Source organism: Actinopolymorpha sp. NPDC004070 (assembly GCF_040610475.1).
Classification (GTDB): Bacteria; Actinomycetota; Actinomycetes; order Propionibacteriales; family Actinopolymorphaceae; genus Actinopolymorpha.
The window spans coordinates 546,044-558,308 of record NZ_JBEXMJ010000002.1 but is presented as its reverse complement, the minus strand read 5'-3'; the positions used below and the strand labels follow the sequence as shown (position 1 = coordinate 558,308).

12 protein-coding genes are annotated in these 12,265 nt (G+C 72.1%); 6 read left to right on the top strand and 6 right to left on the bottom strand.

What is annotated here, in order from left to right:
- Positions 1-19: 19 nt before the first annotated feature.
- Genes ABZV93_RS06050 through ABZV93_RS06040 form a run of 3 tightly spaced genes read right to left on the bottom strand, consistent with a single transcriptional unit; the run spans position 20 to position 2,994 of the window.
- The gene (locus ABZV93_RS06050) at positions 20-1,825 is read right to left on the bottom strand and encodes an NHL domain-containing thioredoxin family protein (RefSeq protein ID WP_354931114.1); all 1,806 of its coding nucleotides are present in this window, start codon (positions 1,823-1,825) and stop codon (positions 20-22) included.
- 57 nt (positions 1,826-1,882) lie between these two features.
- On the bottom strand, positions 1,883-2,293 hold the full coding sequence (locus ABZV93_RS06045; protein ID WP_354931111.1) for an immunity protein YezG family protein: 411 nt from the start codon (positions 2,291-2,293) through the stop codon (positions 1,883-1,885).
- 11 nt (positions 2,294-2,304) lie between these two features.
- Positions 2,305-2,994 (bottom strand): DNA/RNA non-specific endonuclease, encoded by a 690-nt coding sequence (locus tag ABZV93_RS06040; RefSeq protein ID WP_354931108.1) that lies wholly within the window; start codon positions 2,992-2,994, stop codon positions 2,305-2,307.
- Between the two features lie 303 nt (positions 2,995-3,297).
- Here ABZV93_RS06040 and ABZV93_RS06035 point away from each other — a divergent pair, with 303 nt between their 5' ends.
- Complete coding sequence (locus ABZV93_RS06035; protein WP_354931105.1) at positions 3,298-3,945, top strand: hypothetical protein; 648 nt, start codon at positions 3,298-3,300, stop codon at positions 3,943-3,945.
- A gap of 82 nt (positions 3,946-4,027) precedes the next feature.
- Here the strand turns inward: ABZV93_RS06035 and ABZV93_RS06030 are convergent, their stop codons facing one another.
- Both ABZV93_RS06030 and paaN read right to left on the bottom strand, forming a co-directional pair.
- Positions 4,028-4,897: an aldo/keto reductase gene (locus ABZV93_RS06030; RefSeq protein WP_354931102.1), complete on the bottom strand. Its 870-nt coding sequence runs from the start codon at positions 4,895-4,897 to the stop codon at positions 4,028-4,030.
- A 181-nt stretch (positions 4,898-5,078) separates the two neighbouring features.
- The gene (paaN, locus tag ABZV93_RS06025; RefSeq protein ID WP_354931099.1) at positions 5,079-6,758 is read right to left on the bottom strand and encodes a phenylacetic acid degradation protein PaaN; all 1,680 of its coding nucleotides are present in this window, start codon (positions 6,756-6,758) and stop codon (positions 5,079-5,081) included.
- A 360-nt stretch (positions 6,759-7,118) separates the two neighbouring features.
- Between paaN and ABZV93_RS06020 the strand changes: the two genes are divergently transcribed.
- The 3 genes from ABZV93_RS06020 (at position 7,119) to ABZV93_RS06010 (ending at position 10,012) form a co-directional block, all read left to right on the top strand.
- Positions 7,119-8,675 (top strand): 3-hydroxyacyl-CoA dehydrogenase, encoded by a 1,557-nt coding sequence (locus tag ABZV93_RS06020; protein ID WP_354931096.1) that lies wholly within the window; start codon positions 7,119-7,121, stop codon positions 8,673-8,675.
- A gap of 78 nt (positions 8,676-8,753) precedes the next feature.
- Positions 8,754-9,470, top strand: a complete 717-nt coding sequence (locus ABZV93_RS06015) for an RNA polymerase sigma factor (RefSeq protein WP_354931094.1) — start codon at positions 8,754-8,756, stop codon at positions 9,468-9,470.
- The gene (locus ABZV93_RS06010; protein ID WP_354931091.1) at positions 9,467-10,012 is read left to right on the top strand and encodes a hypothetical protein; all 546 of its coding nucleotides are present in this window, start codon (positions 9,467-9,469) and stop codon (positions 10,010-10,012) included. The genes ABZV93_RS06015 and ABZV93_RS06010 overlap by 4 nt, the downstream gene beginning before the upstream one ends.
- A gap of 139 nt (positions 10,013-10,151) precedes the next feature.
- Here the strand turns inward: ABZV93_RS06010 and ABZV93_RS06005 are convergent, their stop codons facing one another.
- Positions 10,152-10,760, bottom strand: coding sequence for a hypothetical protein (locus tag ABZV93_RS06005; RefSeq protein ID WP_354931088.1), 609 nt, complete (start codon positions 10,758-10,760; stop codon positions 10,152-10,154).
- Between the two features lie 244 nt (positions 10,761-11,004).
- Between ABZV93_RS06005 and ABZV93_RS06000 the strand changes: the two genes are divergently transcribed.
- Complete coding sequence (locus ABZV93_RS06000; protein WP_354931086.1) at positions 11,005-11,328, top strand: PhoD-like phosphatase N-terminal domain-containing protein; 324 nt, start codon at positions 11,005-11,007, stop codon at positions 11,326-11,328.
- Complete coding sequence (locus ABZV93_RS05995) at positions 11,325-12,260, top strand: alkaline phosphatase D family protein (protein WP_354931084.1); 936 nt, start codon at positions 11,325-11,327, stop codon at positions 12,258-12,260. The genes ABZV93_RS06000 and ABZV93_RS05995 overlap by 4 nt, the downstream gene beginning before the upstream one ends.
- Positions 12,261-12,265 lie beyond the last annotated feature (5 nt).

The window sequence follows — 12,265 nt, the reverse complement described above, 5'->3', positions numbered from 1 at the left end:
GGCCGGAGCAGGGCCGGGCTCAGTCCTCGACGCTGCCCCCGAGCACGAGCGACAGGGTCGTCCCGGCACCTTCGGCCAGCCGGATCGGCACGCCCCAGTCCTGCTGGTGGATGTGGCACATCGGGTGGTCGGCGTCCACGTCGCAGCTGGCCGCCGTGGCCGCCACGTGCAGGACGCCATCCCCTACGGCGGCGTCCAGGACCAGCCGCCGGGCGAGCTCGGTGCCGCTGCCCTCGCCCTCGCGCAGGAACGCCGGCGGGGTCGCCGACACGTACAGCCGGGTCGCCGGACCGGCCGTGTCGTCCAGCTTCTGCCCCGGCGGCGGCTCGAACTCCACCAGCAGCTCCACCTCGCCGGGCGCGATCGTCGTCACCGGGCGCTGGGTCTGGTGGGCGAACTCGCGTACGGGCCGCACCTGCCCGCCGAGCGGGAACCTCGCCACGCGGTGCGCGGCCGACTCCACCACGACCAGCGTGTCCCCGTCGACGACGGCGCCGCTCGGCTCGACCAGACCCGTGAGCAGGGTGGTCACGGTGTTCGCCGCGGGGTCGTAGCGGCGGACCGCGCCGTTGTAGGTGTCGAGGACCGCGACCGAGTCGTCGGGCAGTACCGTCACGCCGAGCGGGTGCTGCAGCAACGCCTGGTCGGCCGGGCCGTCCCGCAGGCCGAAGTCGAACAGGCCGGTGCCCACCACCGTGTGCACCTCGCCATCCTCGCCGTCCTCGACGTAGCGCAGGGCGGAGGTCTCGGCGTCGGCCAGCCACAGCCGGCGCCCGTCACCGGAGACCGCGAGCCCGGACGTCTGGGCGAACCACGCCTCCGGCAGCGGACCGTCGGCCAGGCCCTCGTTGGTCGTCCCCGCTACCGGACGCGCCTCCCGGGTCGCCGGGTCGAACGTCCACAGCTGGTGGATGCCGGCCATCGCCACCCACACCTGGCCGGCGTACCACGCCACGTCCCAGGGACTGGACAACGCGCCAACCCCGTCACCGCGCATCCACTGCAGGCCGTTGCCGGCCAGGGTGTGCACCTGACCGGTCGACAGCCGTACGCCGCGCAGGGCGTGGTTGGCGGTGTCGGCGACCACCACGTCGTATCCCGCGGACGCGGCGACGTCGGGCGGGAGGAGACACAGGCCGTTCGGCTCCCGGAAGGCCGCCTCACCCGGGCCGCCGTCGAGGAAGCCTCGATCACCGGTCCCGATCCTGCGGACGACGGTCTCCAGGTCGGGCGCCAGCACGGCCAGGCTGTGCGCGCCCGCGTCGGCCACCAGCAGGTTGCCGTCGGGCAGCGGCACCGCCTTGGCCGGGAAGCGCAGCGCGGTGTCCGGCGGGGGCGGCGGGACGTACGGCGAGGAGTCCCGACGCAGGGTCGCCCGGGCGTCGTGGGCGGGGACGAGTTCGGCCAGCAGGGCGTCCAGCGCGTGCGCGTGGCCCTCGCCGGAGTACTGCGCGACGACGTACCCCTCGGGATCGACCAGGGTGAGCGTCGGCCAGGCCCGCGCGGTGTAGGCCTGCCAGGTGGTCAGGTCGGGGTCGTCGAGGACCGGATGGCGGACGGCGTACCGCTCGATCGCGGACCGGACGGCCGCCTCCTCCGCCTCGTGGGCGAACTTCGGCGAGTGCACGCCCACCACGACCAGGACGTCGGAGTACTTCTCCTCCAGCGGCCGCAGCTCGTCCAGGACGTGCAGGCAGTTCACACAGCAGAAGGTCCAGAAGTCCAGCAGCAGGAAGCGGCCCCGGAAGTCGGCCAGCTCGTACTGCCGTCCGCCGGTGTTCAGCCAGCCGCCACGTCCGACCAGCTCAGGGGCACGTATCCGCATGAGCGGAACCTATCCCGTGAGCCCGCGACGTGCGGGACGCGGGACGCCGGTGCCGCGTCAGGTGCGCCGGGCGTACCACGGGGGAACCAGGTCCGGCTCCCGCGGATAACGCTCGAGGTCCTCGCGGAAGTCGTCCTCGGTCGCCGACGCCACGGTGGGCTCGCTGTCGTAGTCGAAGTCGATGCTGAACCGCCCGTCGGCGGCGAGCTCGAACCTGGCGACGTACCACGCGCCCTTGCCCGGCTCGTACGTCGCGTCCCGCAGGTCCCGGAACAACTCGTAGAGATCGTCGGGCATCGCGGTCGAGGACTGCCGCCCGGACCCGTCGGTGTACCCGACGTCGAACCTCGCCTGGTCCCCGACCATCGAGCAGACCACCCGCGCGGAGGCGAAGTCGTCGGGCAACTCGTCGAAGAGTGCCTGTCCGATCGCCTGCAGGAGCTCCTGCTGACGTGCCTGATCCACCATCGCCTGGGTCCCTACTTCGGCTTGCTGCGGTTGGAGATTACCTCCGTGACCGTATAGGGCGGGCTGCCGTCCCTCGGCGTCACGGTGTACTCCACCTTGAACCAGTCCGGGCGCTCGCCATTGCCGCCGGGGTACTTCGGGACGACCTTCAGGTCGACGTCGTTCTCGCCGTCGACCAGGGTCTTCAGCCTGCGCTCCATGTTGCGCCACTGGCCGTAGCTGTTCTCCCGCCAGCTCTGCGGCAGGGTGTTGATGCCCGCTCCCGAGCCGCCCAGTTCGCGGGCGATGATGTGGCCGCCGGCGTCGGTGTCGTACCCCTGTGGGTTTCCGGACTGACGCCGGTGCCGGCCGCCGGACCAGACCTGCTGGTCGGGGTCACGGACGTTCTTGGTCCTGACCAGCCGGCCCTCCACCCTCGAGACCCGGCCGTACCGGTCGGTCTGGTAGACCGCGCTGAGCTTGGTCTCCGGGTCATGGACGCGGTAGATCGTGTTCGGTTCCCACCCGCGCGAGGTGTTCGGCGCCTCGGACGCTGTCGTACGACGGCCCGGCGTGTGGCCCGGCAGGTGGCGGTTGACGCGCACGTCGGAGGGGTCGACGTGATGAACGCGGACCCGTCGGCCGGACATCTTCTCCAGCCTCTTCACGATCGCGCGCGCCACGCGCGTGCTCGACTCCCCCGCCACACCACGTCGTGCCATGTCCCGACTCCCCGGCCACCGTCAGCGAGTCCTCACGATAGAGGTCCGGCAGGTGAGTCCGGCACGGTTTGTCCACAGGAACCACGCTGTCCACAGGCCGTGGCCCACGCGTCCTCGGCCGGCAGGTCCGGCGGACTACAGTGCCCGTTGGTCCCGCCGAGCCGATCAAGCCGATGGAGCCTAATCAAGCTGGATCGAGCACGACGCCGGCTCGGACCTCCGGGTGACGGTCGGGCGGGAAGCCGAACCGTGAAGTCGAACGTGAAGCCCAACGAGAAGTCGGACGGGAAGAGGTGCGCGCCGATGTCGCGAGCCGGGAGAGCGGGTTGGTTCGTGCTGGTCGCCGCCGGTGCGCTCCTCGCCGGATGCGGTGCCCCCGGGGTGCAGCCGGTGAGTCTGGCCGAACGCCCGCCGAAGGCGCCGCCGAGCCGCACGCCCGAGCCGGGCGGACCACCGGCGTCGACCGAGACTCCCTCACCGGACCCCACGGCCACGGGGAAGCAGGAGTCGCGCCCGCCCGGCACCGTGCTGGTGACCTGCGCGACGCTCGAGTTCGCGGTCCCGACGTCGTGGACGGCGAAGGAGGCGGCGGGTGGCGCGACCTACACCGTGCCCGCCGACGACGGCGGTGGCGAGGTGAGCGTGTCCGGTAGGTACTACACCGGGGAGCGGGCGCAGCAGTCCCAGGAGGACCTGCGCGCGGTCGTGCGCGGCACCGACGGTGTGACCCTGCAACGCGACACCGACAACCAGGTCGTCGGCAGGCTGAGTGTGCAGCGCGGCACCGAATGGCGGTTCGCGCAGGCCTTCCCCGACGAGCGGAGCGAGGTCGTCAAGATCACCTACGCCCCGGCCTCCGACGCCTCCGAGGACGCCGTCGGCAGGACGACCGACCTGCTGCAGAGCGCCGTCGGCAAGCTGGAGATCACCGACCCCGGCACCTGCGACTAGGGTCCGGCCCGCACGCGGCTCCGGCTACCGGACCTTGAGCGGGGCAGGCCCTCGAGGGGCTGCCCCGCTCGCGATCACGTCGTCAGATCGGCATCGACACGAACGGCGAGGCGTACGCGTCGACCTTGTCCAGCTGCGCGGAGATCTGCTCGGCGCTCAGCGCGGAGCGGTCCTTCTCGCCCTGGACGAGCTTGGACAGCAGCCGCACCTCACCCGGCGTCGCGATGCCGGTGATCTGCGGGTGGGAGAGCACCCACGCCAGCGCGGCGGTGACGTTGCTCTGCTCGTCCAGCGGCTCGTACCACGTGGTGTAACGGTGGTCGTCCTCGGTCCAGGTGCGCCGGGCGACCGTCTTGATGATCATCAGACCGGCGTCCACCCGCTGGGTCTCGGCCGCCAGCTCCTGCCACGCGTTGTAGTAGGTCTCGTCGCGGCCGAGGGCGTAGTTGAGCGGGGTGAGCACCGTGTCGAACGGGAACCTGCGCAGCGCCTCGCGGTGCGTGGCCGGCGCCTCGTGGCCGTGGCCTGTGATCCCGATGTGCGAGACCAGGCCCTCGTCGCGCGCCCTGATCGCCGCCTCCAGCGCGCCGCCGGTGCCGGTCGCCTTGTCCAGCTCCTCGCGGTCACCGACCGCGTGCAGCTGGATCAGGTCGAGCCGGTCGGTCTGCAGGCGTTCCAGCGAGGCGTTGATCGACGCCCACGCCGCCTCGCGCTCCCGCTCACCGGTCTTGGTGGCGAGGAAGATCTGGTCGCGAATGCGCGGCATCCACGGGCCCAGCCGCAGCTCGGCGTCGCCGTAGCTCGCCGCCGTGTCGAAGTGGTTGATGCCCGCGTCCAGCGCCTCCTGGATGGACGCGTCGGCGACGTCCTGGGTCACCTCGGCCAGAGAGGCCGCGCCGTAGATGAGGACGCTGCTCTGGTGTTCGAGTCGTCCGAGCCGCCGCTTTTCCATGGTGAGCTCCGCTCCACAAGTCTGGACACATCCGTGCGCCCGCCGCACGTCAGCGCACCGGGCACGGCGTTCACTCTACGGCGGCGGGCCGCAATACGCTGTGGCCACGCCTGGCCAATGGACGGCCGCTCGACCGGACCATTTCCCGGCGGTGGCCGGCGTCCTGCAGGTTCAGGCCGGGTCAGGACGGGGCTGGCCGCCGGCTCTGCACGATCCGGAACCGGCCGGTCACGTAGGCCGCGTCGACGTACGCGGCGTTGGCCGCCGGGTTGGCGCCGGTGCCGTGGTAGTCGCTGAACGCCGCGGACTGGTTGACGTACACCCCGCCGGTGAGGTTTTCAGACAGTGCCACGCCCACGTCCAGCGCGACCTCCCGGGCGGCGTCCAGAACCGACTCGGAGGTGGAGTAGACCGCCGCGGTCATCGCGCCCCGCTCGTGGCCGAGGCGGCGTACGAGATCCAGCGACTGGCCGGTGTCGGCCGTACGGACCAGGAACGTCACCGGGCCGAAGCACTCACGGGTGTACGGCCGGTCACCGGCAGCGTCGGCACCGCTGGGGTCACCCGCGTCGACCGCCACGATCGCGGGGGTACGGACCACCGCGTTCTTGAGCGAGGGGTGGTTCAGCGGCCGCGGCTCCAGCACCACCTCGCCGAGGTCCGCGGCCCGGTCCACCCGGCCGAGCACGTCGTCGTTGACGATAGCGCCGAGGAGCTCGACCGCCCGGGCCTCGTCGGCGAGCAACTTGTCGACCGCCGCCGCCAGGCCCGCACCGACGTCGGCGAAGCTCTTGTGCCCCTCGTCGGTCTCGATCCCACCTGCCGGGACGTAGATGTTCTGCGAGGTCGTACACATCTGCCCGGAGTACAGCGACAGGGTGAACGCGAGGTTGGCGGTGAGTCCGCGGAAGGAGTCAGTGGAGTCGATCACCACCGGGTTGACGCCGGACTTCTCGGTGAAGACGAGCGCCTGGGTGGCGTGCGACTCCAGCCAGCCGCCGAACTCTCCCGACCCGGTGAAGTCGACGATCCGCACCTCCGGACGGGTGGCGAGGTCCATGGCCAGGCCGGTGCCCTCGGCCTCGGCGGCGAGAGTGACCAGGTGCGGGTCGAAGCCCCGCTCGGCCAGCACCTCCTGGCAGACCTGGACGGTGATCGCCAGGGGCAGCACCGCACGCGGATGCGGCTTCACCACGACCGGGTTGCCGGTGACCAAAGACGCGAACAGGCCGGGGTAGGAGTTCCAGGTGGGGAACGTCGTACAGCCGATCACCACCGCCACCCCGCGCGGAACCACGGTGAACGTCTTCTCCACCCGCACCGGGTCGCCCTTGGCCGGGCGTTCCCACACCATGGTCGCCGGGTGCCGGGTCATCTCGGTGTGCGCGAACGCGACGGCCTCCAGCGCCCGGTCCAGCGCGTGCGTCCCTCCGGCCTGGAAGGCCATCACGAACGCCTGGCCGGTGGTCGCCATCACCGCGTTCGCGAGCTCGAAGACCCGCCGGTGCAGCCGCTGCAGGATCTCCAGCGTCACTTCGACCCGGGTGTCGGGTCCGGCGTCGCGCCACTGGGCCATCCCGGCCCGGGCAGCGGCGAGCAGGCCGTCCAGTCCGGCGGCGTCGACCTTGGGGTAGCGCACGTCCAGCGGGATGCCGAAAGGCGATTTCTCGTTGGCCACCGTGCCGTCCGAGCCCGGCGTGCCGACCGGGAACTCCCGGTCCTGCCACGCCTCGAACGCCCGCTGCCCCTCCACGGCCGCGTCCGGTCCGTAGATCCGAGGGCTCGGGGACTCGGGGAACGCGGAGAAGTAGCCGCGCGTACGGATGGCGGCAACGGCCTGGTCGAGAGTGTCGGCATCCACGGCGTCAGCGTAGGCGCTCGGCGGCATCCCCGGCACGCATTGCGCGGACCCGTTCCGGCGCCGGGTGGGACTCATGCCGGTCCCCCGTGCATGCGCTGCTGGAGCAAGCGGAGCCTGGGGCCGAGCAGCGCCAGGACGTCGCCGCCCGGTCCTCTGCTCGGGGGAGGTTCTCCACGAACGACCCGCCGATGAGAACACCGGCTACCGCGTCCACAACCCTCGCCGAACGGCGGCTGTGGACAACCCGGCTGTCGCGCGGGCTGTGGACGACATCGGGGGACGGAGCCGCTCCTGGACGCCGCGCCGCGGGCCGTCCACGGTACGAGTGCACCCGCGGGGCCCGTACGCCAGGATGGGGCCATGGCGGGACTTCCTGTTTCCACTCCGGTCGGTGTCGTGGGCTCCGGGACGATGGGCGCCGGCATCGCCCAGGTCGCCCTGGTCGCGGGCCACGAGGTGCGGTTGTACGACGCGCAGGACGGCGCGGCCGACCGCGGCGTCGCCCAGATCCTGGCCCGGCTGGACCGACTGGTGGAAAAGGGCCGGCTCGATCCCGCCGCCGCCGACGCCGCACGCGGCCGGCTGACCGCGGTCGCCTCACTGACCGACCTCGCCCCGAGCGGCCTGGTGGTCGAGGCCGTGGTCGAGCACCTCCCGGTCAAGCGAGAGGTGTTCGGCACCCTGGAGAAGGTCTGCGCCGACGACACGATCCTGGCCACCAACACCTCGACGCTGTCGGTGACCGCGATCGCCGCCGGGCTGCACCGCCCGGGCCGGGTCACCGGCATGCACTTCTTCAACCCCGCCCCGCTGATGGCCCTGGTGGAGGTGCCCGCGGGCGCGGCGACCGACCCGGAGGTCGCACAGACCGTCGCCGACACCGCCACCGCCTGGGGCAAGACGCCGGTGCGGTGCGCGTCGACGCCCGGGTTCGTCGCCAACCGGGTGGCCCGGCCGTTCTACGGCGAGGCGATGCAGGTGCTGGAGGAGGGCGGGGCCGACTGCGCCACCATCGACGCCGTACTCACCGAGGCGGCCGGCTTCCCGATGGGCCCGTTCACCCTCGCCGACCTGGTGGGCAACGACGTCAACCTCGCGGTCGGACGGTCGGTGTGGGAGCAGACGTTCGGCGACCCACGCTACGCGCCGTTCGTCGCCCAGCAGCAGGTCGTCGACGCCGGCTGGCTGGGCCGCAAGACCGGGCGCGGGTGGTACGAGTACGGCGGGGACGCCGAGCCTCCCGGGCCGCGGACGGCGGAGCCGCGAACGCCGCCGGACCAGGTGACCTACCACGGCGGGTTCACGGCCTGCTTCGGTCTGCTCGACCGGATCGCCGCGGCCGGGGTGAGCATGGAGCGGTACGACACCGGACCGGCCGCCCAGCGTTCCGGACCGGGCGAGTTCGAGCCGGGTGAGTCGGCGTACGGCATCGAACTCCCCGGCGGCGGCCTGGTGCTGGAGACGACCGGCGAGCCCGCCACCTTCGATGGGGACGCGGTGACGCTGGACTGGGTGGGTGACGCGGCGACCGCGACGCGCGTGTGCCTGGCCCCCGGCGACGGCTGCGAGCCGGGCACCCTGGACCAGGCGATCGGGTTGTTCCAGGCCGCCGGCCTCGCGGTCAGCGTCATCGACGACGTGCCCGGCCTGATCGTCGCCCGCACCGTGTGCATGCTGGTCAACGAGGCCGTCGACCTGGTGGCCCGCGGGGAGGCGAGCGCACCCGACGTCGACGTCGCGATGCGGCTGGGCACCGGGTACCCGCGCGGCCCGCTGACCTGGGGTGACCTGGTGGGCCCGGAGGTAGTCGCGGACGTCCTCGGCACGCTCGCCCGCGCCTACCCCGGCGGGCGCTACCGCCCGAGCCCGCTGCTGGTCCGCGCCGCCCGGACCGGGCGTTCGCTGCGCAGCCTCTGACGTCCGGGCGCAGTCATGGGCCGGAACCTTCCCCGAAAAAGTCGCGAACCCCTTCCGGGGGCCGGACATAGAGGGGGTGTGGATCAACTCCGGCCCACCAGCGAGCCCGACGGGGAACTTTGGCGCAGGGCCGCCAAGGGCGACGACCCGTCGGCGTTCGGTGGGCTCTTCGAGCGCCACATCGATGCCGTCTACAACCACTGCTTCCGGCGTACCGGATCGTGGGAAGCGGCGGAGGACCTCGCCTCGGTGGTGTTCCTGGAAGCGTGGCGGCGCCGGCACGACGTGTCGCTCAGCGGAGAGTCGATCCTGCCCTGGCTGCTCGCGGTGGCCAACAACGTCGTCCGCAACCGCGACCGCAGCCTGCGGCGTCATCGCCGCCTCCTCGCGAAACTGCCCGCAGCGGTGGTCGCTCCCGACCCCGCCGACGACGCGGTGTCGCGAGTCGACGACGAACGCGCCATGCAACGGGTGCTCGAGGTCTTCACCCGTCTTCTACCAGACGAGCAGGACGTGCTCGCGTTGTGCGTCTGGGCCGGACTCAGCTACACCGACGCGGCCGTCGCCCTCGGGATTCCCGTCGGCACGGTGCGCTCCCGGCTCTCCCGCGCCCGCGAACACCTACGCCGGCTTGCCGGGCTCGAGGCGGGCGCGGGACGAACGGGGGGTCCCGCGCCCACCTCGAGCCCGGGAGGCGCCCAGGGAGCGGTCCAGGGACGGGCCCGGCGAAGAGCCACGGGAAGGGCTCTGTCGGCGCAGCGCTCGAACAACGTGAACGGGGAACTCCTGCCATGACTGACGACGACTTCCACCTTCCGCCCCCACGCACGATGCCGCGGGAGCGCCGCGACACGCTCCGCGCAGCGCTCGTCGCCGAGGTGAGCGGCACCAGCCGCCCGTGGTGGCGGCGCACCTGGAAGGGTGCCGCCGTCGGGGGAAGCGCGTTCGCGATGGTTCTGGCCGGCGGTGCGGCCACCGCCTACGTCGCGTTCAAGCCGCCCAGCAACACCAGCAGCGTCGTGTGCTACTCCGCGCCGAAGGTCGACGCCGCGCGCGTCGACGTCACCCGGGTCGCGGTCGCACGGAAGATGCCCGCGGGAAGCGCCGCCTCGGCCGGCGGCACCGTCGCCATCCACGACCCGGTCGCCGCGTGCGGACAGGCGTGGCGAAACGGTCTCGTCTCCGCGGGCGACCGCGGCTCCACCGCAGCATCGCCGGGCCGGTCGACCCGGGTCCCGACTCTTGTGGCGTGCACTCTCGACAAGGGCGTGGCGGGGGTGTTCCCGGGACCTCCCTCCACCTGTGAACGCCTCGGCCTGCCGCGCGCCACGAGATGAGCCGGCCGTGCTGCCCCCGGGCGGCAGCACGGCCGGCGAGCCCCCTCGACCGGGCCGGGCGTGACCCGCTCGGCCCGGTCACCTCCCGGATCGGGCCAGCCGGATCGGCGCAGGTGGGCCCGAAGGTCCGAGGGTCGGCTCAGAAGAACTTGATCGACGACGTCCGGTCGTTCATCGTGCCGAACGTCGAGCAGCTCCCGTCGCAGTAGCGGTAACTGCCGGTGTAGCTGGTGCCGTCGTGGTGGCGCCCGAGGCAGTTGGAGTACGTACGGGCGGAGGAGATGCGGTTGTCGAACCCGAGGCTGGACATGCTCGGGAAGCCGTACCACGTCCCGGAGTAGCAGCCGGAGCCGCTGGATCCGTAGAGGACCAGCGAGTCACCGCCGTAGTTGGAGTCTTCGTACTCGATGCCGACCAGCGGCTGGCTGGCGAGTGCTGCGGGGGTGGAGACGACGCCCGCGGCCTGCAACTGCCTGGTGCTCACCGAGCGGGCATCGGGCGCGAGCCGGACCCGACCGGCCGTGGCGTAGGAGACGGACTCGGCGAACGAGCCGAAGCAGGAGATCCTGCTCGGCTTGGTGAGATGGGCACCGGTCTCCGACTGCGTGGCCGGCATCGCCGGCATACCGACGGCACAGTGCCGGGAACGGTCGGGAACTCCGGTGGCCGCCTGTGCGGCCTGGGCCTGCCAGGACACGAGAACCAACGTGGCCAGGAAGGCCAGCCAGGTATATCGACGTCGACGCACGATGAGTACCTCCCGAGTGGGCCTGCCCCCGATCATGACATGTACCACTGATCACGGTCACGCACGTTTGTCCGGTAACTACCCAACGTACCCGCGGCCTCACGGCGGCGGCGGACCCCGCGGCGGGGAATCCCCGGCGGTTCGCTGATCGCCATCGACGTTCGCACCGGGCGTCCTGCGTTCGGGCCGCCCGCGCCTGACCCACGGCATCGCCAGCGGTGACCCGACCGCGAACGGTGCGGTGGTGTGGGCCCGCGCCGACCGGACCGCCCGGATGTGGGTCGAGGTCGCCCGTACGCCGGACTTCCGCCGGGCGGTCACCGTGCCCGGGCCGGTGCTCACAGCGGAGACCCACCACACCGGACGGGCCGACCTGCACGGCCTGCCGTCCGGCCAGGAGCATTTCTACCGCGTCCACCTCGAGGACCCCGACCGGCACGGCGTCGTCGGCGAGGCACTCACCGGCCGGCCGGTCACCGCCCCGCGGCACCGCACGGACGTACGGTTCCTGCGGTCGGGCGACATGGTGGGGCAGGGTTTCGGCGCCGGGTCTACCGCAACGTCGTGACCGAGGAGAAGAGCAAGGTCGCGCAGACCCTGGACGAGTACCGCGGCCAGTGGGCGTACAACCTTTTGGACCGCAACGTGCACGCGTTCGCCGCGGAGGTTCCGCAGGTCAACCAGTGGGACGACCACGAGGTGCACAACAACTGGTACCCGAGCCAGATCCTGGACGACGACCGCTACACCGAGAAGCGGGTGGACGTGCTGGCCGTGCGGGCACGGCGGGCGTTCTTCGAGTGGATGCCGATCCGGACGTCGCACCGCGACCCCGAGGGCAGGGTGTACCGGAAGGTGTCGTACGGGCCACTGCTGTACGTGTTCGTCCTGGACATGCGGACCTACAAGGACCCGAACACACCCGGGCTGGAGACCGTCCCCGACGGCGGCGTACTCGGTTGGCGGCAGACGAAGTGGCTGACCGAGGGGCTGCTGGGGTCGCGCGCCACCTGGAAGGTCGTCGCCAATGACCTGCCGCTCGGCCTGGTCGTTCCCGACGGCGCGACCGCGATGGAGGGCCTCGCCCAGGGCGACCCCGGTGCGCCGAAGGGACGTGAGCTGGAGATCGCCACCCTGCTGTCGACGCTGCGCCGGCACCGGGTCGAGAACGTCGTCTGGCTCACCGCGGACGTCCACTACACCGCCGCGCACCACTACTCACCGGACCGGGCGAGCTTCACCGACTTCTCGCCGTTCTGGGAGTTCGTGTCCGGGCCGCTGAACGCCGGCGCGTTCGGGCCGAACAAGCTGGACGCGACGTTCGGGCCGGAGGCGATGTACGTGCACGCGCCGCCGCGTCAGGGCGCCTCGCCGCTGGAGGGCTGGCAGCACTTCGGCGAGGTGGAGATCACCGGGGACAGCGGGGAGCTGACCGTACGGCTGCGCGACCAGGAGGCGAACGTGTTGTACGCGCGCACGCTCACCCCCGGCCGCCGCTGACTCCC

Bases quoted from the DNA above. Each gene is read 5' to 3' on its own strand.
- ABZV93_RS06050 (WP_354931114.1), bottom strand. From the start codon at position 1,825: ATGCGGATACGTGCCCCTGAGCTGGTCGGACGTGGCGGCTGGCTGAAC.
- ABZV93_RS06045 (WP_354931111.1), bottom strand. From the start codon at position 2,293: ATGGTGGATCAGGCACGTCAGCAGGAGCTCCTGCAGGCGATCGGACAG.
- ABZV93_RS06040 (WP_354931108.1), bottom strand. From the start codon at position 2,994: ATGGCACGACGTGGTGTGGCGGGGGAGTCGAGCACGCGCGTGGCGCGC.
- ABZV93_RS06035 (WP_354931105.1), top strand. From the start codon at position 3,298: ATGTCGCGAGCCGGGAGAGCGGGTTGGTTCGTGCTGGTCGCCGCCGGT.
- ABZV93_RS06030 (WP_354931102.1), bottom strand. From the start codon at position 4,897: ATGGAAAAGCGGCGGCTCGGACGACTCGAACACCAGAGCAGCGTCCTC.
- ABZV93_RS06020 (WP_354931096.1), top strand. From the start codon at position 7,119: ATGGCGGGACTTCCTGTTTCCACTCCGGTCGGTGTCGTGGGCTCCGGG.
- ABZV93_RS06010 (WP_354931091.1), top strand. From the start codon at position 9,467: ATGACTGACGACGACTTCCACCTTCCGCCCCCACGCACGATGCCGCGG.